This window comes from Pseudomonas sp. C9D1 (assembly GCF_056491235.1).
The window spans coordinates 1,418,418-1,439,744 of sequence record NZ_JBSZIE010000001.1; the positions used below are offsets into that span (position 1 = coordinate 1,418,418).

Here is a 21,327-nt window from a genome sequence, read left to right on the forward strand (position 1 = left end):
GCTTGGTTGAAAAGTGCCGTGTCGACGATTTTTACCCAAGCGCTTGCTTGGGCGTCTGGTGCAGCATAGATTTCACGAATCAAGACAAATACTTGCGGCCCATTCTTAAGTTGGATGGGCAGGCGCAGTGCAGCCGAGGTAGTGGGAACAGATGAGCCTGGACGATCAAAAAGCCCAAGAGGTGATGCGCGAACTGGTGGCCAGCGGCCAGATCACCGACCCGGAAAGCGCCCGTGGCAAGCTGCTGCAGACCGCCGCGCACCTGTTCCGCAGCAAGGGCTACGAGCGCACCACGGTACGCGACCTGGCCAGCGCCGTGGGCATCCAGTCCGGCAGCATCTTTCATCACTTCAAGAGCAAGGACGAGATACTGCGTTCGGTGATGGAGGAGACCATTCTCTATAACACCGCGCTCATGCATGCCTCGCTGGCGGAGGCGACGACCCTGCGCGAGCGGGTGCTGGCGCTGATCCGCTGCGAGCTGCAGTCGATCATGGGCGGCACCGGCGAGGCCATGGCGGTGCTGGTCTACGAATGGCGTTCGTTGTCGGAGGAGGGCCAGCGCTACATCCTCGAACTGCGCGACACCTACGAGCTGCTCTGGCTGGAGGTGCTCGGCGAGGCCAAGGTCCAGGGTTACTTCAATGCCGACCCCTTCATCCTGCGGCGCTTCCTCACCGGTGCGCTGTCCTGGACCACCACCTGGTTCCGTCCCGAAGGGCCGATGACCCTCGACCAGCTCTGCGAGGAAGCCCTGTCACTGGTGATCAAGGAAGTCTGAGGGCCCTTGAGCTAGTCTTGCCCTCGTGCCGGTTTCCTCTTGTACGGGGCGTCGATGTCTGCCGTTCGGCTTGTTTTATCGGGTGTTCTGCTGCTCGCGCTGTGCCTGTCATGCAGCAGCGCGTCAGCGGCGCGACCCCGAGAAATCCTCGTTGGCGGCTATCACTTCCCGCCCTACCTGATAAAGCCCGAAGAGCAGGAACAGGGCCTGACCCCCGACCTGGTGGCGCAGCTCAACCGGCTCCAGGCGCGTTTCCATTTCAGCATCGTGCCGACTTCGGCCGCGCGCCGTTACCGTGACCTGGAGCAGGGCCGCTATGACCTGATGCTGTTCGAGGACCCGGACTGGGGCTGGAACGGCGTGCGCTACCAGGGCATCGACATGCGCACCTCCGACGCCGAGGTCTACATCGCACGCACACAGCCGGGGCGCGGGCAGGCTTTTTTCGATGACCTGGCCGGCAAGCGCCTGGCGCTCTACAACGGCTATCACTACGGTTTCGCCGGCTTCAATGCCGACCCCGAGTATCTCTTCAAGCGCTTCTCCGCCACGCTGACCTACTCCCACGACAGCAATCTGCTAATGGTTTTGCACGGTCGTGCCGATATAGCCGTGGTCACGCGCTCCTACCTGGATCTGTTGTTCGCCAGGGAGCCGGCGCTGCGCGACAACCTGCTGGTTTCCCGACGGATCGATCAGGAATACCATCTGTACGCAATGCTGCGTCCGGATGCGCCGATCACCCGCGATGAGATGGCCGGTTTGCTCCAGAACTTGCAGGACGACGAGGCATTCCAACGGCTGCTGGCCAAGTACCGGCTGACGTTCAAGAAAAACGACCGACGATGAACGAGCGGCGCGATATCGGGGACACCATGGTTTTTGCATCAGCCTGCCCGGCAGGCCTTCGCTACGGATCGGCGAGATGGGGATTTATGGATTCTCTCTGCCATGCACTGTTGGCCGTGCTGTTTCTGGCCGCTTGTGGCAGCGCCCAGGCCACTGAGCTGGTGCGGGTCGGCGGCGCGCACTTTCCCCCTTACGTGATCAAGCCCGAGTCGGAGGCCGCCACCGGCCTGCTGCCAGAGCTGCTGGCCGCGTTGAACCGCGCCCAGGGCGAGTACGAGTTCGTCATGCTGCCGACGGCGATCCCCCGGCGCTTCCGCGACTTCCAAACCGGCCGCATCGACATGGCGGTGTTCGAGAACCCTGACTGGGGCTGGCAGGACATCCCCGGCGCGCGCATCGACATGGGCCTGGAGGATGCCGAGGTGTTCGTCGCCCAGTCCCAGCCGACCCGCAGCCAGGACTACTTCCGCACCCTGGCCGGCAAGCGCCTGGCGCTCTACAGCGGCTATCACTACGGTTTCGCCGGCTTCGATGCCGACCCGGAATACCTGGTGCGCGAATTCAATGCGCTGATGACCTATTCCCACGACAGCAACCTGCTGATGGTGCTGCGCGGGCGGGCGGATATCGCGCTGGTGACCCGTTCCTACCTGGGCATGTACCTGGAGCGGAACCCCGAGCAGAAGGCTCAGTTCCTGGTTTCCACCCGGGTCGACCAGAACTACCGCCACTACGCCTTGTTGCGGCCCGGCGCGGCCATCACCCCCGAGCGCTTCACTGTGCTGCTGGACCTGCTGCGGGCCAGCGGCGAGCTGCAGCGCATCTTCGGGCGCTACCAGATCCAGGTCACCCCAGCTTCACTGGATAGCTCAGTAATGCCAGATGGCAGAGATTGACCGCCAGGTGCAGCGCCATGGCCACCCCTAGCCGCCCGCTGAAATGGAGGGCCAGCCCGTAGCCGAGGCCGGCCACCGTCGCCACCGCCGCGAACAGCGGGCTGAACGGCAGGTGCACCGCGCCGAACAGCAGCGCGGTGAGCCCGACTCCGGCCCAGGCACCCAGGCGTGAAACCAGCGCGCCCTGCAACAGGCCGCGGAACACCAGCTCCTCCGCCAGCACCACCGCCAGCAGGTTCACCGGCAGCCAGCGCCATACCAGCTCCGGCCATTTCGGCATCCAGTCCACCAGGTCCAGCCCCAGGGCCAGCGCTGGCACCGCCAGCAGGGTGGCGGCGGTCGTCACGGCGGTGGCCCGCCAGCGCGGGGCGATGGTGGGTGCCGTGCGCCCCAGCCACCAGGCCAGCAGCGCCATGCCCACCAGTGTCTTGTCCCAGGACAGGCGCAGGGCATAGGGCGGCGCGTCGGGGCTCAGGCGCAGCGGTTCGGCCAGGGGCAGGGGCGAGAAGCCGGGCACCAGGTGCGCGGCGAAGGCGATGCTGGCCAGCAGGGTGACGGGGAACCACAGGCGCGCGGGGAGTTTCGGCGCGGCGAGGACCCAGAAGGCATACACCAGCCCGAAGGCCAGGCCGGTGTAGGACACCTGCCCGAAGCCGTGGCCCAGAGCGAGGGTGAACAGGGGCAGCAGGATCTGCAGATGGAGCGGCATGGCACCTCCTCGTATCGGTGCCGCACTTTACCCGCGTGTGCGGGCGGGTGTCAGCGCTCCTTGGCTTCCTTGGCGTCCATCTCGGCGTTGCGTTCATGGATGCGCTTGAGCTGCTCCTCGGTCAGGGGCAGTTTCTTCGCCGTATCGCGCAGCATCATCAGGCCGCCGACGATGGAGCCGAGGGCGAGGATCAGGATCAGCCAGGCGTACCAGGGCATGGGAATCTCCTTTCGAGGTGGGCCGCTACTGTAATTCGAACGCGCCGCGCTTGCCGCGTTCCCTTGGCGACCGATGATTGCTTGCACGACCGATCGCGAATGAATTCGCCCCTACAAGGTTCCGTAGCCCGGACTTCAGTCCGGGGACGTCGATCACGCGGTTCTCCGGGGTGAAGCGCGGGCTATCCATCCTACGAAGCGTTAGAGCCTGCCGGCCGCCTCAATCCAGCTGCGCCACCGGCTGCAGGTTGCTGTCGTCCTTCAGGCTCACCCCGGAGAGCTGCAGGCGCAGCGCCTCGCGGGCCAGGTAGTCGAGCTTGATCGCCGCCAGGGCGTAGGGCAGCCCCTCGGGGCGCACGTTGGAGATGCAGTTGCGTTCGCTGTCCATGCGCCCGACGCGGGGCTGGTAGGTGAGGTACAGGCCCAGGCTGTCGGGGGAGGTGAGGCCCGGGCGTTCGCCGATCAGCATCACCACCAGTTGTGCTCGCAGGGCTTCGCCGATGCCGTCGCCGATTGCCACCCGGCCCTGTTCGGCGAGCACCACCGGGGTGTTCGCCCAGTCGGTGGCGAAGCGTTCGCGGAACAGCTCCAGCAGCGGCAGGGCGTGGCGTTGCACGGCGATGGAGGAGAGCCCGTCGGCGATCACCACCGCCAGCTCCGGGGCGGGTGCCTCGGCGTACAGGCGGGCCTGGCAATCGTCGTGTAGGCGGCGGCCGCGGTCCGGGCGCAGCAGGTAGGCCTGGCGGTCCTCGGCGTCGCTGCGCACCTGCAGGGTGCGGAAGCCGGCGGCCTTGAGCTGTTCGTCCAGGGCAGTGAAATCCAGCGGGTGGTGCACCGCGTCGCGGGCCTGGGCGTGGGCCAGGCCGAAGCGCAGCACCTCGGCGGTGGGCAGGCTGGAGCCGACCCGGCCAAGGGCGATGCGGGCGGAGGTGTGGGCGCGGAGTTCGTCCCAGGGGTTGTGCTGCACCAGTTTCATCAGGCGGCTCCCAGTCGTGGCAGGTCCTTGAGCAGGGCGTGGCCCTTGCCGATCTCGCGCAGGCGCCCGGAGGGCTCGGTGATGGCCATGCGCAGCAGCCAGTCCTCGTACTCCGGCGCGCGCTTCAGGCCCAGCACGGAGCGCAGGTAGAGAGCGTCGTGGAAGGAGGTGCTCTGGTAGTTGAGCATGATGTCGTCGGCACCGGGGATGCCCATGATGAAGGTGATGCCCGCCGCGCCCAGCAGGGTGAGCAGGGTGTCCATGTCGTCCTGGTCGGCTTCGGCGTGGTTGGTGTAGCAGACGTCGCAGCCCATGGGCACGCCGAGGAGCTTGGCGCAGAAATGGTCCTCCAGCCCAGCACGGATGATCTGCTTGCCGTCGTAGAGGTACTCCGGGCCGATGAAGCCGACCACGGTGTTGGTCAGCAGCGGGCGGAACTCCCGGGCCACCGCATAGGCGCGCACTTCGCAGGTCTGCTGGTCGACGCCGTGGTGGCCGCCGGCGGAGAGGGCGCTGCCCTGGCCGGTCTCGAAGTACATGACGTTGTCGCCCAGGCTGCCGCGCCCCAGCGAAAGCGCCGCTTCGTGGGCTTCCTTGAGGATGGCCAGGGAGACGCCGAAGCTGGCGTTGGTCTTCTCGGTGCCGGCGATGGACTGGAACACCAGGTCGATGGGCGCGCCGGCCTCGATGGCCTGGATCTGCGTGGTGACGTGGGTGAGCACGCAGCTCTGCATGGGAATGGCGAAGTGCTCGCGCACCTCGTCCATCATCTGCCACAGGCGCATCAGGGTCGGCAGCGAGTCACTGGCCGGGTTGATGCCCACCACCGCATCGCCCGAGCCGTAGAGCAGGCCGTCGAGCATGCTGGCGGCGATGCCGCGCACGTCGTCCGTGGGGTGGTTGGGCTGCAGGCGCACCGAGAGATGGCCCGGCAGGCCGATGGTGTTGCGGAAGCGGGTGATCACACGGCATTTCTTCGCCACCAGGATCAGGTCCTGGTTGCGCATCAGCTTGCTCACCGCGGCGACCATCTCCGGGGTCAGGCCCCAGCGTACGGCCTCCAGGGTGGCGGAATCGGTGCTGTCCAGTAGCAGCCAGTCGCGCAGGTCGCCCACGGTCAGGTGGCTGATGGGGGCGAAGGCGAGGGCGTCGTGGCGATCGATGATCAGCCGGGTGACCTCGTCGTCCTCGTAGGGGATCAGCGCCTCGTCGAGGAAGCGCTTGAGCGGCACCTCGGCCAGGGCCAGCTTGGCGGCCATGCGCTCTTCATAGGTGGCGGCGGCGACCCCGGCCAGGTAGTCGCCCGAGCGGGCGGGGCTGGCCTTGGCCAGCAGGGTCTTGAGGTCGGCGAAGCGGTAGACCTGGGCGCCAACGGTGGTCTGGTAAGGCATTACGGCCTCCGGCAGGGAACAGGCGGCAGAAAAGACGAGGCCCGGCGGACCGGGCCTCGTGGCTTGAGCATAGAGCCTTTGTCAGGCGGCATCACCTGTCAGCAGCGCATCGGCCGGGGCGCTGGCGCGATGGTGGGCGGTGAACTGGAACCAGACGAAGCCCACCGCCATGAAGCCGAGGAAGATCAGGCCGATGGTGGTGTTGAACCAGGCCATGGCGATCAGGCAGACCACCGCCAGCACCAGGGCGATGCCCGGGACTATGGGATAGCCCGGCGCGCGGAAGCTGCGCTCCAGGTTCGGCTCGCTCTTACGCAGCTTGAACAGGCTGAGCATGCTCATGATGTACATGACGATGGCACCGAACACGCTCATGGTGATCATCGCGGCGGTCAGGCTCATGCCCTGCAGGTTGATCAGGCCGTCGCTGTAGATCGCGGCGATGCCCACCAGGCCACCGGCGATGATGGCGCGGTGCGGGGTCTGGAAGCGCGACAGCTTGGCCAGGCCGCGGGGCAGGTAGCCGGCGCGGGCCAGGGCGAAGAACTGCCGCGAGTAGCCGAGGATGATGCCGTGGAAGCTCGCCACCAGGCCGAACAGGCCGATCCACACCAGCATGTGCAGCCAGCCGGAGTTCTCGCCGACCACGGCCTTCATGGCCTGGGGCAGCGGATCGTTGATGTTCGACAGTTGGGTCCAGTCGCCCACGCCACCGGCGAAGACCATCACCCCGAGGGCAAGGGTCACCAGGGTGAGGATGCCGGCGATGTAGGCCTTGGGAATTGTGCGTTTCGGGTCCTTGGCTTCCTCGGCGGCCATGGCCGCGCCCTCGATGGCGAGGAAGAACCAGATGGCGAAGGGGATGGCGGCGAAGATGCCGGAGATGGCCGCGCCGCCGAACTCGTTGCTGCCGGCCCAGCCATTGAGCACGAAGTTGCTGAAGCTGAAGCCCGGCGCCACCACGCCCATGAACACCAGCAGCTCCGCCACGGCGAGCACGGTGACCACCAGTTCGAAGGTGGCGGCGATGCTGACGCCGAGGATGTTCAGGGTCATGAACACGAAGTAGGCACCGACCGCCGCGTGCTTGGGATCGAGCCCGGGGAACTGCACGTTGAGGTAGGCGCCGATGGCCATGGCGATGGCCGGCGGGGCGAAGACGAATTCGATCAGGGTGGCGAGGCCGGCCACCAGCCCGCCTTTCTCGCCGAAGGCGCGACGGCTGTAGGCGAAGGGGCCGCCGGCGTGGGGGATGGCGGTGGTCAGCTCGGTGAAGCTGAAGATGAAGCAGGTGTACATGGTCGCGACGATTAGCGCGGTCACCAGGAACCCGAGGGTCCCCGCCACGCCCCAGCCGTAGCTCCAGCCGAAATATTCGCCGGAAATCACCAGGCCCACCGCGATGCCCCACAGGTGCAGGGTGCCGAGGGTCGGCTTGAGTTGCAGGGTCATAAAGCCTCCGAGAATGGAATGAACGCAGACGGGGCTGTATTTGCAGTGGCCATGCCAGTTCGCCCCATCAGGTCGCAAAGGCCCGCGACACGTCGTTTGCGGGATGCTTCGGCACCTGATCGCCGCCGTTCGTGACTCGCAATGGTGCGCGCAAGGGTTATAACCAATCGTTTCGGTGCACTGGTCTAGGCCAGTGTGACGGTTGTGTGACCGCTATATGGCTGCTACCCGGTAACCCTGTAGGGACGATTTGAGCCCAGCTGATTGCCGAGTTCTGGTGATGCTTCTGGTTTCGCCCACCCGGGCGAGTCCCTTTTCTCAGTCGCCAGAAAAGGAACCAAAAGGGCTTGCCCCATCATCCGGCCCGACTGCGTTCGGCCTCCTGGAGGGGCGTTGGCGGCTGCTCCAACTTTCTTCGTCCAGCGCATCGCTACGTGGTGCGCACGGGCTTTCGTAGGATGGTGTAGAGCGAAGCGAAACCCATGCGGTGGAGGTGGCAGAAATACCCCGGTGCCCGGAAAGCACCGTGCTTGAGCGCCTGCATCAAAACCACAACAGCTAACGCAGACAGAGCCAATTCATTCGCCCGAGGGGTACGGAGCGATCCTTTGGCTGGGAGGTGTTTGCGGGGGCCGCATGGGTTTCGTTTCACTCTACCCATCCTACGGACTCGCCATCATTCGTAGGATGGGTAGAGCTCCGCGAAACCCATCGATGCAGGCATGACAGGTCCCCGGGAGACCAGGATAAGCGCGTTCTTTACGCTTTCTTTATGCCCCGCCCCCGGTCCCGGTCTCGTCCCTTTACGCCCCTCCTGCCGAGAATTCCTCCAAAGCGGCGCAGTCCGCATACCGGAGCAACAGTCATGAGCATTCTCGACGGGTTGTCCCTGGCAATGGCCACGGGGCTTTTCATCTACTTGCTGGTCGCGCTGCTGCGCGCCGAACGCAGCTAGGGGGCGTCATGCAAGTACAGGACTACGGGCTGATTCTGGCCTTCTTCGTGCTGGTGCTGGTGCCAGCGCCTTTCATCGGCCGCTTCATCCATCGCGCGATGGAGGGGCAGCGCACCTTCCTCACGCCGCTCTTCGCTCCCGTCGAGCGTTTCTGCTACCGCATCGCCGGGGTCGATCCCCATAGCGAGCAGGACTGGAAGACCTACACCGTCGCGCTGCTGCTATTCAACGCAGCCGGCCTGGCGCTGCTGTTCTCCATCCTCATGCTGCAGGGCATGCTGCCGCTCAACCCGCAGAAGCTGCCGGGCCTGGAATGGACCCTGGCGTTCAACACTGCCGTGAGCTTCGTCACCAACACCAACTGGCAGGCCTACAGCGGCGAGGCGAGCCTGAGCTATTTCAGCCAGATGGTCGGCCTGGGTGTGCAGAACTTCGTCAGCGCCGCCGTCGGCCTCTGCGTGCTGGTGGCCCTGGCCCGTGGCATCAGCCGTCGCAGCACCGACAAGCTCGGCAACTTCTGGGTCGACCTGACCCGCGGCACCCTCTACGCGCTGCTGCCGCTGTGCCTGTTGCTGGCGCTGTTCCTGGTCTGGCAGGGGGTGCCGCAGACCTTCCTCGACTACGTCAGCGTCCACACCCTGGCCGGCACCGACCAGGTGGTCCCGCTCGGCCCGGCGGCCAGCCAGATCGCCATCAAGCAACTGGGCACGAACGGTGGTGGTTTCTTCGGCGTCAACTCCGCGCACCCGTTCGAGAACCCCAGCGCCTGGAGCAACCTGCTGGAAATGGCGTCGATCATCCTGATCCCCGCCGCCCTGGTGTTCACCTTCGGCCACTACGTCAAGGATCTGCGCCAGAGCCGCGCGCTGCTGGCGACCATGCTGATCCTGTTCGTCATCGGCCTGGGCGTGACCCTGTACAGCGAGTTCCAGCCCAACCCGGCCCTTGCCGCGCTGCCCATCGAGCAGTCCGGTTCCCTGGAGGGCAAGGAGAGCCGCCTCGGCATCACCGCCTCGGCACTCTGGGCGGTGACCACCACGGCTGCGTCCAACGGCTCGGTGAACTCGATGCACGACAGCTTCAGCGCCATCGGCGGGATGATCCCGATGTTCAACATGATGCTCGGCGAGGTGATCTTCGGCGGCGTCGGCGCGGGCCTCTACGGCATGCTGCTGTTCGTGCTGATCGCCGTGTTCCTCGCCGGCCTGATGATCGGTCGCACCCCTGAATACCTCGGTAAGAAGCTGGAGGCCCGCGAGGTACGCCTGCTGGTGGCGACCCTGCTGGTGATGCCGATCGGCGTGCTGGTGTTCTGCTCCCTGGCGGTGAGCCTGCCAGGCCCGGCGGCCTCCATCACCAACCCCGGCGCGCACGGTTTCAGCCAGGCGCTGTACGCCTACACCTCGGGCTCTGCCAACAACGGCTCGGCCTTCGCCGGCTTCGGCGCCAACACGCCGTTCCATAACGTCATGATCGGCCTGGCGATGCTGCTCGGCCGCTTCGGCTACATCCTCCCGGTACTGGCCATCGCCGGCAGCCTGGCGGCCAAGCAGCGCGCGCCGGTGGGTGGCAACAGCTTCCCCACCCACGGCCCGCTGTTCGTCACCCTGCTGACCCTGACCATCCTCCTGGTCGGTGGCCTGACCTTCCTCCCGGCATTGGCCCTGGGGCCGATTGCCGAACACCTCGCGCTGATCGGCCTTTAAGGGAGACCCGCATGAACGCCCCTATCCAGGCGCCGAAGAATGGCGCCAAGCAGCAACAACCCCGTACAGCCATCGCCGCGCTGTGGAAGCCGGCGCTGGTGCAGGCCTTCGCCAAGCTCGACCCGCGCCAGCTCAAGCGCTCGCCGGTGATGCTGGTGGTGGAACTGACCGCCGTGGTCACCACGGTGCTGTGCTTCATCCCCAACCCGGCGGTGTCCACCGGCCTGGCGGTGCAGATCGCCCTGTGGCTGTGGTTCACCGTGCTCTTCGCCAACTTCGCCGAGGCCCTCGCCGAAGGCCGTGGCAAGGCCCGCGCCGACAGCCTCAAGGCCGGCAGCCAGGGCCTCAGCGCCCGCCGTCGTGCTGCCTCCGGGCAGTTCGAGACGGTGGCCGCCAGCAGCCTGCGTCGTGGTGACCTGGTGCGCGTCGAGGCCGGTGAGCTGATCCCCGGCGACGGCGAGGTGGTCGAAGGCATCGCCGCGGTCAACGAGGCCGCCATCACCGGCGAATCCGCGCCGGTGATCCGCGAGTCCGGCGGTGACCGCTCGGCAGTCACCGGCAACACCCGCGTGGTCTCCGACTGGTTGCTGGTGAAGATCACCGCCAACCCGGGCGAGTCGACCCTGGACCGGATGATCGCCCTGGTGGAGGGCGCCAAGCGCCAGAAGACCCCCAATGAGGTGGCGCTGGACATCCTGCTGATCGGCCTGACGCTGATCTTCCTGCTGGTGGTCGCCACCCTGCAGCCCTTCGCCCGCTTCGCCGGTGGCGACCTGCCGCTGGTGTACCTGGTGGCGCTGCTGGTGACCCTGATCCCCACTACCATCGGCGGCCTGCTTTCGGCCATCGGCATCGCCGGCATGGACCGCCTGGTGCGCCTCAACGTCATCGCCAAGTCCGGCCGTGCCGTGGAGGCGGCGGGCGACGTGCACGTGCTGCTGCTGGACAAGACCGGCACCATCACCTTCGGCAACCGCCGTTGCAGTGCGCTGGTCAAGGCACCGGGCGTGAGCGGCAAGGAACTGTCCGACGCCGCGCTGCTGGCATCGCTGGCCGACGACACGCCGGAAGGCAAATCCATCGTCGAGTACCTGCGCGCCCTCAGCGCCATGGTCGAGCCGGCCCGCGATGACGTCACCGCCATCGCCTTCAGTGCCGAGACCCGCCTCTCCGGGGTGGACTGGAACGGCCGCAGCTACCGCAAGGGTGCGGTGGACGCGGTGCTGGCCTGGGTCGGCATGAGCCGCGCCGAGATGCCCGAGCAGCTGTCCCGCGAGGTCGACAAGATCGCCCAGAGCGGCGGCACCCCGCTGCTGGTGGCGGCCGACGGCAAGTTGCTGGGCGGCATCCACCTCAAGGACGTGGTCAAGCCCGGCATCCGCGAGCGCTTTGCCGAGCTGCGGCAGATGGGCATCCGCACCGTGATGGTCACCGGCGACAACCCGCTGACCGCCGCTGCCATCGCCGCCGAGGCCGGGGTGGACGACGTGATCGCCGAAGCCACGCCGGAGAAGAAGCTGGCGCGCATCCGCCAGGAGCAGGGCGAGGGCAAGATGGTCGCCATGTGCGGTGACGGCGCCAACGACGCCCCGGCGCTGGCCCAGGCCGATGTCGGCCTGGCGATGAACGACGGCACCCAGGCCGCCCGCGAGGCCGCCAACCTGGTAGACCTGGATTCCGACCCGACCAAGCTGCTGGACGTGGTGCAGGTGGGCAAGGAGCTGCTGGTGACCCGTGGGGCACTGACGACCTTCTCGGTGGCCAACGACGTGGCCAAGTACTTCGCCATCCTCCCGGCGCTGTTCGCCGGCATCTACCCGCAGTTGGGCGTGCTCAACCTGATGCAGCTGCACAGCCCGCAGAGCGCCATCCTCTCGGCCATTGTGTTCAACGCGCTGATCATCATCGCGCTGATCCCCCTGGCCCTGCGTGGGGTGCGCGTGCAAGCCGCCGACGCCGCCAGCCTGCTGCGCCGCAACCTGCTGATCTACGGTCTGGGCGGGCTGGTGGCGCCCTTCATCGGCATCAAGCTGATCGACATCCTGCTCACCGCCCTGCACCTGGTCTGACGCCTTTCCCCTCTCCACGGAGAGGGGACTTAATCCGAGGAACTGAATATGCTTACGCAACTCCGTCCCGCCCTGAGCCTGCTGGCCCTGATGACCCTGATAACCGGCGTTGCCTACCCGCTGTCCGTCACCGCTGTCGCGCAACTGGCCTTCCCGGCGCAGGCCAACGGCAGCCTTGTGCGCGACGCCAAGGGCGATGCACGCGGCAGCCTGCTGCTGGCGCAGCAGGTGGAGGGGGCCCAGTGGTTCCAGCCACGCCCCTCGGCCGGTGGCTATGCCACGGTCGCCAGCGGTGCCAGCAACCTGGCCCCGAGCAACCCGGCGCTGGCCGAGCGCATCGCCAAGGACGCCGCCGAGCTGGGCGCGCTGGGGCAGGGCCCGGTGCCCATGGCCCTGGTCACCACTTCCGGCAGCGGCCTCGATCCGCACCTGCCGCTGGCCGCTGCGCGCTACCAGATCCCCCGCATCGCCGAGGCGCGGGGCATTCCCGCCGCGACCCTGGAGCGCCTGGTGGAACAGCAGGCCGAGCGCCCGCTGATCGGGCCAGCGGTGGTCAACGTGTTCGCCCTCAACCTGCGACTGAACGAGATGCCTGAATGAGTGATGCCGGCCGTGCCGATGCGTTGTTGGCCGAACTGCCGCGCGAGGGGCGCGGCCGGCTGAAGGTCTTCCTCGGCGCCGCACCGGGCGTGGGCAAGACCTTCGCCATGTTGCAAGCCGCCCAGGCGCAGTTGCGCCAGGGCGTCGACCTGCGTGTCGGCGTGGTCGAGACACACGGCCGCGCCGAGACCGAGGCGATGCTCACCGGGCTGCCCCAGCAGCCGCTGCGGCGCCTGGAATATCGGGGCGTGCCGCTGACCGAGATGGACCTGGACGGCATCCTCGCCGCGCCGCCGAAGCTGGTGCTGGTGGACGAGCTGGCCCACAGCAACGCCCCCGGCAGCCGCCACGCCAAGCGCTGGCAGGACGTGCAGGAGCTGCTCGCGGCCGGCATCGACGTCTACACCACCGTCAACGTCCAGCACCTGGAAGCCCTCAACGACCAGGTGTTCGACATCACCGGCGTGCAGGTGCGCGAGACCCTGCCGGACTGGGTGCTGCAGGAGTCCGACGAGATCCTCCTCGTCGACCTGCCGCCCCGCGAGCTGCTGGAGCGCCTGCGCGAGGGCAAGGTCTACGTGCCCGAGCAGGCCCGCGCGGCCATCGACGCCTTCTTCTCCCAGACCAACCTCACCGCCCTGCGCGAGCTGGCCATGCAGACCGCTGCCGCGCGGGTCGATGCCGATCTCAACCGCCGTTACCGCCAGCAGGGCCAGGAGGCGCCGACGGTGCGTGGCCGCCTGCTGGTGGGCGTGGACGGCAGCGAGCAGGCCGAGCGCCTGGTGCGCCACGCCTGCCGCGTGGCCGAGCGCCGCCACCTGCCCTGGAGCCTGGTGCACGTGGACACCGGCGGCACCCAGAGCGAGGAGGCCCGAACGCGCCTGCAGGCGGCCCAGCAACTGGCCGAGCGCCTGGGCGGCGAAGTGGTGACCCTGCGCGCCGAGGGCGTGGCCAGTACCCTGATCGAACACGCCAACGAGCGCCGCGCCAGCTTGCTGCTGGTGGGCCGCAGCCGCCAGCGCCTGCGCCGTCGCTGGCTCGGGCGTGGCGTGGCGGAGCGCCTGCTGCGCCAGGCCGAGGGGCTGGAGATCAGCGTGCTGGACACGGACGCCGACGCGAGCGCCCCCAGCGCCCGGTCGCGTCACCCGGTGCCACTGGCCGACTACGGCATGGCCCTGGGCGCCGCGCTGGCGGCCACTGCCCTGGCCTGGGGCGCCTACCAGGTGCTGGCGCTGCCGAACATCTCCCTGGTGTTCCTCGCCGCCGTGTTGCTGGTGGCGGTGCGCAGCAGCCTGGGCCCGGCACTGCTCTGTGCCGGTGTATCGTTCCTGGCCTACGACTTCCTGTTCATCCCACCGACCTTCTCCCTGACCATCGCCCGCCAGGAAGACGTGCTGACCCTGCTGTTCTTCCTGCTGATGGCCGGGCTCACCGGCAACCTGGCCTCGCGCCAGCGCCGCCAGTTGCAGGCCCTGCGTGCCACCCAGACGGAAACCACTGCGCTGCTCGACCTCTCGCGCAAGCTCACCGCCGCCACCGACCGTCAGGCCGTGCTCAGCGTCGCCGCCCAGCAGTTCACCCCCTGGACCGACGTCGAGGTGTGCCTGCTGGCGCGCAGCCGTGACGGCGTGTGGAAGGTCGAGGCCGGCGTACAGCGCCTGCTGGCCGACCAGGAGCGTGCGGCGGCGGAGTGGTCCTGGCAGCACGATCAGGTGGCCGGGCTCGGCACCGGCACCCTGCCCAGCGGGCGCTGGTGGTGGCTGCCGTTGTCCGGCGAGGAGGGCCCGCTGGCATTGCTCGGGGTCAGCCCGCGCGACGGTGCACCGTTGCCCGCCGAACGCCGCCGATTGCTGTCCGCCCTTGGCCAGCCCCTGGCCCAGGCGCTGGCACGCGCACAGCTGGCCGAGGACCTGGAGGCCGCTCGCCTGCACGGCGAGACCGAACAGCTGCGCAGCGCGCTGCTGGCCTCCGTGTCCCACGACCTGCGCACGCCGCTGACCGCCATGCGCGGCTCCATCGACAGCCTGTTGGCCCTCGGCGAGGCGATTCCCCAGGAGGACCGCCGCGAGCTGCTGGAGGGCACAAGGGATGAGGCCGAGCGCCTCGACCGCTACATCCAGAACCTGCTGGACATGACCCGCCTCGGCCATGGCGGCCTCAAGCTGGCCCGCGACTGGGTGGCGCCGGTGGACATAGTCGCCAGTGCCCTGCAGCGCCTGCGCCCGGTGCTGGCGCCGCTGAAGGTGGAGACCGAACTACCCACCGAGTTGCCCCTGCTCTATGTCCACGCCGCACTGATCGAGCAGGCGCTGGTCAATGTGCTGGAGAACGCCGCGCGCTTCTCGCCGACCCAGGGCCGCCTGCGGGTGGCGGTGACGGCCGACACCGAGGAGCTGCGCTTTGCCGTCAGCGACCAGGGCCCCGGTATCCCGGCCGCGGAGCGGGAGAAGATCTTCGACATGTTCTACACCGCCGCCCGTGGCGATCGGGGCGGGCAGGGCACCGGTCTGGGCCTGGCCATCTGCCAGGGCATGGTCGGCGCCCACGGCGGCCGGGTGACGGTGGGCGAGGGGCTGGAGGGCAAGGGCACCACGCTCACCCTGCACCTGCCGCTGCACCCGCAGCCGGTGCTGGAGGAGGAGGCGGGTGATGGCCCGCTGTAGGGGCGAATTCATTCGCCATGCGGACCGCAGGACTGCCGCGTGCGACCCGGTGCGGCGTTGCCGCCCTGGGCGAATGAGTTCGCCCCAACACGATGCGGTAGCCAACGGATTTCGAAGGACAAGATGACGACCAACCAACCAACCCTCCTGGTCATCGACGACGAGGCGCAGATCCGCAAGTTCCTGCGCATCAGCCTCGCGGCCCAGGGCTACAAGGTGCTGGAAGCAGCCAACGGCGCCGAGGGCCTGGCCCAGGCGGCGCTGGCGCGGCCGGACCTGGTGGTGCTCGACCTGGGCCTGCCGGACATGGACGGCAAGACGGTGCTGGCCGAGCTGCGCGAGTGGTCGACGGTGCCGGTGCTGGTGCTCTCGGTGCGCGCCAGCGAAGGCGAGAAGGTGCTGGCCCTGGACGGTGGCGCCAACGACTACGTGACCAAGCCCTTCAGCGTGCAGGAGTTCCTCGCCCGGGTGCGCGTGCTGCTGCGCCAGGCCGGTGGCGGCGAGCAGCAGGAAGCGGTGGTCGAAAGCGGCCCGCTGAGCGTCGACTTCGCCTACCGCCGGGTGACCCTGGACGGCGCCGAGGTGGCGCTGACCCGCAAGGAGTACGCGGTGCTCGCCCAACTGGCGCGGCACCTGGGGCGGGTGGTGACCCAGCAGCAACTGCTCAAGGACATCTGGGGCCCGACCCATGTCGAGGACACCCACTACCTGCGGGTGGTGGTCGGCCACCTGCGGCAGAAGCTCGGCGACGACCCGACCGAGCCGCGTTTCATCGTCACCGAGGCCGGGGTCGGCTACCGCCTGCGCGAGGGCTAGCAGGATTCACTTCATGGGTTGGCGCCGAGCCTGCAAGGCCCAACGCCGCCAGGCGGTGCCCTCACCAATGAGGCCCCACTTTCGTAGGAGCGAGCTCTGCTCGCGAAGCTTCACGACGGGCGCGATGGCGGACGCTGCGTAGGGTGGATGGCGCTTCCTGCATCCACCAACCGGCGCTTCACCTCACGCATTCCCTGAGGGCGAACGCCTTGTCGAGCTTGCTTCAGCCCACTGCTCTGCTTCGACGGTGCCTTTGCCGCCTGGCCCACCTTCACCCCCCATTGCGAGCTGCACCTCATCTGCCTGTGTTGCGCAACGCGAATCCGTCGTCTAGCGCTTAATCCAGGCGCCTGGCGCCATTCGTTGCCGGAAGGAAGACATGCAACAACTGCTCGACGAAATCCTCGATGAGGTCCGCCCGCTGATCGGGCAGGGCAAGGTCGCCAGCTATATCCCGGCGCTGGCCGGCGTGCCGGCGAACCAGCTGGGCATTGCGGTGTACAGCAATGAGGGCCAGCTCTATTGCGCCGGTGACGGGCGCACGCCGTTCTCAATCCAGAGTATTTCCAAGGTGTTCAGCCTGGTGCAGGCGATCCAGCATTCCGGCGAGGACATCTGGCAGCGCCTGGGCCACGAGCCCTCCGGCCAGCCGTTCAACTCCCTGGTGCAGCTGGAGTTCGAGCGGGGCGTGCCGCGCAACCCCTTCATCAACGCCGGGGCGCTGGTGATCTGCGACATCAACCAATCGCGCTTCGCCGCACCGGCGTTGTCCATGCGCGACTTCGCCCGGCGCCTGAGCGGCAACCACTACTTGGTGGCCGACGAGGTGGTGGCGCGCTCGGAGTACCAGCACCGCGCGCGCAACGCCGCAGCGGCCTACCTGATGCAGTCCTTCGGCAACTTCCACAACGATGTGGAGGCGGTGCTGCGCAGCTACTTCCACCACTGCGCGTTGCGCATGAACTGCGTGGACCTGGCCCTGGCCTTCAGCTTCCTGGCCAACGACGGCGTCAGCCCCCACAGCGGCGAAACGGTGCTCAGCGCGCGGCAGACCAAGCAGGTTAACGCGCTGATGGCCACCAGCGGGCTGTACGACGAGGCGGGCAACTTCGCCTACCGCGTCGGCCTGCCGGGCAAGAGTGGGGTAGGGGGCGGCATAGTCGCGGTGGTGCCGGGGCGCTTCACCGTTTGCGTGTGGTCGCCGGAGCTCAATGAGTCCGGCAACTCGGTGGCGGGGATGGCGGCGCTAGAGAAACTCTCCGAGCGCATTGACTGGTCGATCTTCTGACTCAGTCCTGCTCGTACTTCTCCAGGGTGTCGCGGGCGATCTGGCGGCCCAGCTGGATCAGCTCCGGCGCCTTGTAGAACTCGAAGAAGCGGCATACGCGCTTGGGCACGTTGATCAGGACGTCCGGCGGGTAGCCGGCGATCTTGTACTGCGCCAGGGACGTCTGCATCACCTCGAAGCTCTGGTTGACCAGGTCCAGCAGCGAGGCCGGGCCGACGCTGGCGACCACCTGCGAGCCGCTGGCCGAGCTCGGCGCGCCTTCCTTCTGCGGTGCCGCTGCGGGCTGCTGGGCGCCGGGCTCCGCCGAGTCCTCCACCCAGGGATTGGCGATGGGCGCGGTAGCGCCTTCGAGCAGCAGTTCCTCGTCGATGCCGCGCTTGCGGAAGGGCAGGCGCTCGCCGAGGGAGGTCATCATCTGGTCGATGCGCCCCTTGAAGGCCGGCGGGCGCTCGATCACCGGCAGCTGGTACTGCTTCTGGTTGGTGGAGTTGAGGTTGACGGCGATGATCAGGTCGCAGTGGCTGGAGACCACCGGCACGATCGGCAGCGGGTTGAGCAGGCCGCCGTCCACCAGCATGCGCGAGCCCTGCATCACCGGGGTGAACAGGCTGGGGATGGCCGCCGAGGCGCGCATGGCCTGGTGCAGGCAGCCTTCCTGGAACCAGATCTCCTGCTGGTTGGTGAGGTCGGTGGCGACCGCGGTGTAGGGAATCGACAGGTCTTCGATGTCGATGTCGCCGACGATCTCGCGGATGCGCCCGAACACCTTCTCGCCACGAATGGCGCCGAGGCGGAAGCTGACGTCGAGCAGGCGCAGCACGTCGAGGTAGTCCAGGCTCTCGGTCCACTCGCGGTACTCGCGCAGCTTGCCGGCGGCGTAGATGCCACCGACCACCGCGCCCATGGAGCAGCCGGCGATGCAGGCGATCTCGTAGCCCCGCGCTTCGATCTCCTCGATCACGCCGATATGGGCGTAGCCCCGGGCTCCCCCGGAGCCGAGGACCAGTGCGACACGCTTACTCATGGCTTCACCTTTTCCTACATAAGGCGCAGACGATACCTGTGGGAAAGGGCGAGGCCAAGTGAGTGCGGGCGCCGCTGTAGCCGTAATGCAACGGCGGGCTGCAAAGCTGCTGAGCAGGGCACGGCGCGGAATTTTTCCGGTTCCGTACCGTCTTAACCAGCATTAGACTCATGGCCATTTCACATCCCGAGGAGAACCCCCATGAAAGCCTGGATCAGCCTGCCCCTGATCGTCCTCATGCTTGCAGGTTGCGCCGCCAAGACGGCTTACCGCGACAGCTGCGCCAACCAGCTGGACGCGGCCTGGAAGGAACTCGACCTGGCCAAGGCCGAGGGCTTCTCCGGCACCGTCAGCTACTCCAAGGCGCTGAGCCTGCTGACCGCCGCCAAGACCCAGCAGCAGTTCGAGGGTTTCCAGGGCTGCACCGAGAAAGCCGACAAGGCGCGCTTCTACATCCGTGAGTCCCGCGCCGGGCGCTGATTCGCCAGGCCGTGCAGAAGCCGGGGCATGCCCCGGCTTTTTTGTGGGCGCTCGCAGGGCGGGTCTGTCACAGGGGCCGTTCATGAATCGTCATGCCCACTAGCCTGGGTCATTCCGCCCCCCGTAGCCCGGGCTTCAGCCCGGGAACCCCGGTGTGCTCGCCCTGAGAGCGACACCTGGATAGCCAATCCTTATCCCCTTTATCAAAGAAATTTCTTGTTTAATTGGCCGCTGCGTTCCTAATATCCAAGCTGTTTCTTGCATAAATAAATCCGGAGAGATGCCTGATGGACACCACTGCCTCCCTCGATGCCCTGCCCACTGCCAGATGGGGCGAACTGTTCAGCGGGCGCAACGGCCTGATGGCGGTGGCGCTCACCGGCGGCGTCGCCCTGCATGCCATCAACGTGCACATCGTCACCACGGTGCTGCCGTCGGTGGTGCGCGAAATCGGCGGGCTCGACTGGTACGCCTGGAACACCACGTTGTTCGTGGTGGCCTCCATCGTCGGCGCGGCACTGGCCTCGCGCCTGCTCGCCGGTGGCGGCCCACGCGGTGCCTGCCTGGCGGCGCTGGCGTTGTTCGCCCTGGGTTCGGTGGGCTGCGCGGCGGCGCAATCGATGCCCTGGATGCTCGGCGCCCGGGCGGTGCAGGGGCTGGGCGGCGGCCTGCTGGCGGCCCTGAGCTATGCCTTGATCCGCGTGGTGTTCGCGCCCCCGCTGTGGCCCCGCGCCGTGGCGCTGGTATCCGGCATGTGGGGCGTGGCGACGCTGTGCGGCCCGGCCGTGGGTGGCCTGTTCGCCGAAGCCGGGCACTGGCGCTGGGCCTTCTGGTCGTTGCTGCCGGTGGCGCTGGCCCAGGCGCTGTTGGTGCTGGTGCAGCTGCGCCCGCGTGCCGATGCCGCCGAGGCCGGTGCGGTGCCGGGAATTCCCTTCGTGCAGATCGGCCTGTTGGCCGCCTCGGTGCTGGCGGTGGCGGCGGGCAGCCTGTCGCCGCTGCTGCCGTTGCAGGCGCTGGGCGTGGCCCTGGGGCTGGCGCTCGGCGCGGCGGCCCTGGTCTGGGATCGCCGCGCCAGCGTTCGCCTGCTGCCGTCCGGCGGCGCTTCCCTGGCCACCGCGCTGGGCGCCGTGTACGCCTGCGTGGCGTTGCTGCTGGCGGGTACCACCACTGAAATCTTCGTGCCCTATTTCCTCCAGGTGCTGCATGGCCAGTCACCGCTGGTGGCGGGTTACCTGACGGCGGCCATGGCCGGCGGCTGGAGCCTGGGGTCGCTGCTGTCCTCAGGGCGCAGCGGTGGCGATGCGGCGCGCCTGTTGCGCGGTGGGCCGGTGCTTTGCGTGGTCGGCCTGCTGGCCCTGGCGGGGCTGATCCCGCTGGCCGGTGAGCTGGACTATGGGCTGCGCACCCTGCTGGTGGGCCTGGCGCTGGCCGCGGTGGGCGCGGGTGTGGGCATCGGCTGGCCGCACCTGCTGACCCGGGTGCTGGAACTGGCCCCGCGCGGCGAGGAGAACGCCGCCTCAACCGCCATCACCACCGTGCAGCTGTATGGCATGGCCGTCGGTGCGGCCCTTGCCGGCCTGGTGGCCAACGCCGCCGGGCTCAGCGTGCCGGGTGGCGTGGCCGGTGCACAGTCGGCGGCGATCTGGCTGTTCGCCGGGTTCGCCCTGGCACCGCTGCTGGCCGCCCTGTTGGCGCGTCGCGTGATCGGGGGCGCCCATTAGACGATCGCCGACTTTCCACGCGGGGGAGGGCGCGGGGCATAATCCGCCCACCGACCCTCCCGCTTCCCGGAGCCCCCGATGCAGCTCGACTTCACCACCCTCAGCCCCCTCGACGCCTACCGCTGGCTGGCCTCCACCGTGACGCCGCGGCCCATCGCCTGGGTGTCCAGCCAGGCGGCGGACGGCACCCAGAACCTGGCGCCGTTCAGCTTCTTCCAGGTGATCAGCGATGCGCCGCCAACGCTTATGGTGAACGTCAACAACCGTGCCGATGGCAGCCTCAAGGACACCCTGCGCAACGTCCAGGAAACCGGGCAACTGGTGATCCAGCTGGTGTCCCAGGCCTTCGCCGAAGCGATGAACGCCAGCTCCGCGCAGCTGCCGAGCGAGATCAGCGAGTTCGAGGCCTGCGGTATCGCCACCGAGCCGTCGCTGCGGGTGGCACCGCCGCGGGTCAAGGGCGTGCCGGTGGCCTTCGAGTGCGAGCTGGTGGAGGTGCAGCCCTACCCGCGGGAGAACCCCAACTGCCACCTGATCTTCGCCCGCGTGCTGCTGGCCCATATCGACGAGGCGGTGCTCAACGAGCAGGGCCGGGCCGACCCGCACAAGCTCGACCTGGTGGGGCGCCTGGGCGGCAGCGCCTACGTGCGCACCCAGGACACCTTCAACCTGGTGCGCCCGACCTGACCCAGGGGGGATTCTGGCGCCGGCTCCCCGGCGCCTGCTCTGAAAG

19 protein-coding genes are annotated in these 21,327 nt (G+C 68.0%); 13 read left to right on the forward strand and 6 right to left on the reverse strand.

Going from position 1 to position 21,327, the window contains the following annotated elements:
• Nucleotides 1-157: 157 nt before the first annotated feature.
• The 3 genes from ACXI0U_RS06575 to ACXI0U_RS06585 all read left to right on the forward strand — a co-directional run bounded on the left by ACXI0U_RS06575 (nt 158) and on the right by ACXI0U_RS06585 (nt 2,526).
• Nucleotides 158-781, forward strand: a complete 624-nt coding sequence (locus tag ACXI0U_RS06575; RefSeq protein ID WP_184489342.1) for a TetR/AcrR family transcriptional regulator — start codon at nt 158-160, stop codon at nt 779-781.
• 54 nt (nt 782-835) lie between these two features.
• Nucleotides 836-1,630, forward strand: a complete 795-nt coding sequence (locus ACXI0U_RS06580; protein ID WP_479549918.1) for a substrate-binding periplasmic protein — start codon at nt 836-838, stop codon at nt 1,628-1,630.
• An 86-nt stretch (nt 1,631-1,716) separates the two neighbouring features.
• A complete protein-coding gene (locus ACXI0U_RS06585) occupies nt 1,717-2,526 on the forward strand; it encodes a substrate-binding periplasmic protein (protein ID WP_043245875.1) in 810 nt (269 codons plus the stop codon).
• Here the strand turns inward: ACXI0U_RS06585 and ACXI0U_RS06590 are convergent.
• The 5 genes from ACXI0U_RS06590 to eat all read right to left on the reverse strand — a co-directional run bounded on the left by ACXI0U_RS06590 (nt 2,477) and on the right by eat (nt 7,272).
• Nucleotides 2,477-3,235, reverse strand: coding sequence for a lysostaphin resistance A-like protein (locus tag ACXI0U_RS06590; RefSeq protein ID WP_479549919.1), 759 nt, complete (start codon nt 3,233-3,235; stop codon nt 2,477-2,479). The genes ACXI0U_RS06585 and ACXI0U_RS06590 overlap by 50 nt on opposite strands.
• Before the next feature lie 50 nt (nt 3,236-3,285).
• Nucleotides 3,286-3,453, reverse strand: coding sequence for a DUF2897 family protein (locus ACXI0U_RS06595; RefSeq protein ID WP_021222856.1), 168 nt, complete (start codon nt 3,451-3,453; stop codon nt 3,286-3,288).
• Between the two features lie 220 nt (nt 3,454-3,673).
• Nucleotides 3,674-4,429, reverse strand: coding sequence for an ethanolamine ammonia-lyase subunit EutC (gene eutC / locus ACXI0U_RS06600; protein ID WP_479549920.1), 756 nt, complete (start codon nt 4,427-4,429; stop codon nt 3,674-3,676).
• Complete coding sequence (locus ACXI0U_RS06605) at nt 4,429-5,820, reverse strand: ethanolamine ammonia-lyase subunit EutB (RefSeq protein WP_184489274.1); 1,392 nt, start codon at nt 5,818-5,820, stop codon at nt 4,429-4,431. Before ACXI0U_RS06605 ends, eutC begins: the two co-directional genes overlap by 1 nt.
• Nucleotides 5,821-5,901: 81 nt before the next feature.
• Complete coding sequence (eat, locus tag ACXI0U_RS06610; protein ID WP_479549921.1) at nt 5,902-7,272, reverse strand: ethanolamine permease; 1,371 nt, start codon at nt 7,270-7,272, stop codon at nt 5,902-5,904.
• An 865-nt stretch (nt 7,273-8,137) separates the two neighbouring features.
• On the opposite strand from eat, the gene ACXI0U_RS06615 reads away from it, so the two are divergent.
• The 7 genes from ACXI0U_RS06615 (at nt 8,138) to glsB (ending at nt 17,369) form a co-directional block, all read left to right on the forward strand.
• Complete coding sequence (locus ACXI0U_RS06615) at nt 8,138-8,227, forward strand: K(+)-transporting ATPase subunit F (RefSeq protein WP_021220384.1); 90 nt, start codon at nt 8,138-8,140, stop codon at nt 8,225-8,227.
• Between the two features lie 8 nt (nt 8,228-8,235).
• The gene (gene kdpA, locus ACXI0U_RS06620) at nt 8,236-9,933 is read left to right on the forward strand and encodes a potassium-transporting ATPase subunit KdpA (RefSeq protein ID WP_043245872.1); all 1,698 of its coding nucleotides are present in this window, start codon (nt 8,236-8,238) and stop codon (nt 9,931-9,933) included.
• Between the two features lie 11 nt (nt 9,934-9,944).
• The gene (gene kdpB / locus ACXI0U_RS06625; protein WP_479549922.1) at nt 9,945-12,002 is read left to right on the forward strand and encodes a potassium-transporting ATPase subunit KdpB; all 2,058 of its coding nucleotides are present in this window, start codon (nt 9,945-9,947) and stop codon (nt 12,000-12,002) included.
• 48 nt (nt 12,003-12,050) lie between these two features.
• A complete protein-coding gene (kdpC, locus tag ACXI0U_RS06630) occupies nt 12,051-12,602 on the forward strand; it encodes a potassium-transporting ATPase subunit KdpC (RefSeq protein WP_021220381.1) in 552 nt (183 codons plus the stop codon).
• A complete protein-coding gene (locus tag ACXI0U_RS06635; RefSeq protein WP_479549923.1) occupies nt 12,599-15,265 on the forward strand; it encodes a DUF4118 domain-containing protein in 2,667 nt (888 codons plus the stop codon). The genes kdpC and ACXI0U_RS06635 overlap by 4 nt, the downstream gene beginning before the upstream one ends.
• 123 nt (nt 15,266-15,388) lie before the next feature.
• Nucleotides 15,389-16,081, forward strand: coding sequence for a response regulator (locus tag ACXI0U_RS06640; protein WP_021220379.1), 693 nt, complete (start codon nt 15,389-15,391; stop codon nt 16,079-16,081).
• A gap of 379 nt (nt 16,082-16,460) precedes the next feature.
• Nucleotides 16,461-17,369: a glutaminase B gene (glsB, locus tag ACXI0U_RS06645; RefSeq protein ID WP_021220377.1), complete on the forward strand. Its 909-nt coding sequence runs from the start codon at nt 16,461-16,463 to the stop codon at nt 17,367-17,369.
• Between the two features lies 1 nt (nt 17,370).
• Here glsB and ACXI0U_RS06650 read toward each other — a convergent pair whose 3' ends face one another.
• The gene (locus tag ACXI0U_RS06650) at nt 17,371-18,393 is read right to left on the reverse strand and encodes a patatin-like phospholipase family protein (RefSeq protein WP_431483924.1); all 1,023 of its coding nucleotides are present in this window, start codon (nt 18,391-18,393) and stop codon (nt 17,371-17,373) included.
• 201 nt (nt 18,394-18,594) lie between these two features.
• Between ACXI0U_RS06650 and ACXI0U_RS06655 the strand changes: the two genes are divergently transcribed.
• The 3 genes from ACXI0U_RS06655 (at nt 18,595) to ACXI0U_RS06665 (ending at nt 21,281) form a co-directional block, all read left to right on the forward strand.
• Nucleotides 18,595-18,873 carry a hypothetical protein gene (locus ACXI0U_RS06655; protein WP_021220375.1) on the forward strand — a complete coding sequence of 93 codons (279 nt, stop codon included), beginning with the start codon at nt 18,595-18,597 and terminating at the stop codon, nt 18,871-18,873.
• Between the two features lie 287 nt (nt 18,874-19,160).
• Entirely contained in the window at nt 19,161-20,594 is a 1,434-nt protein-coding gene (locus ACXI0U_RS06660) for an MFS transporter (protein ID WP_479549924.1), read from the forward strand.
• 78 nt (nt 20,595-20,672) lie between these two features.
• A complete protein-coding gene (locus tag ACXI0U_RS06665) occupies nt 20,673-21,281 on the forward strand; it encodes a flavin reductase family protein (protein WP_374980381.1) in 609 nt (202 codons plus the stop codon).
• Nucleotides 21,282-21,327 lie beyond the last annotated feature (46 nt).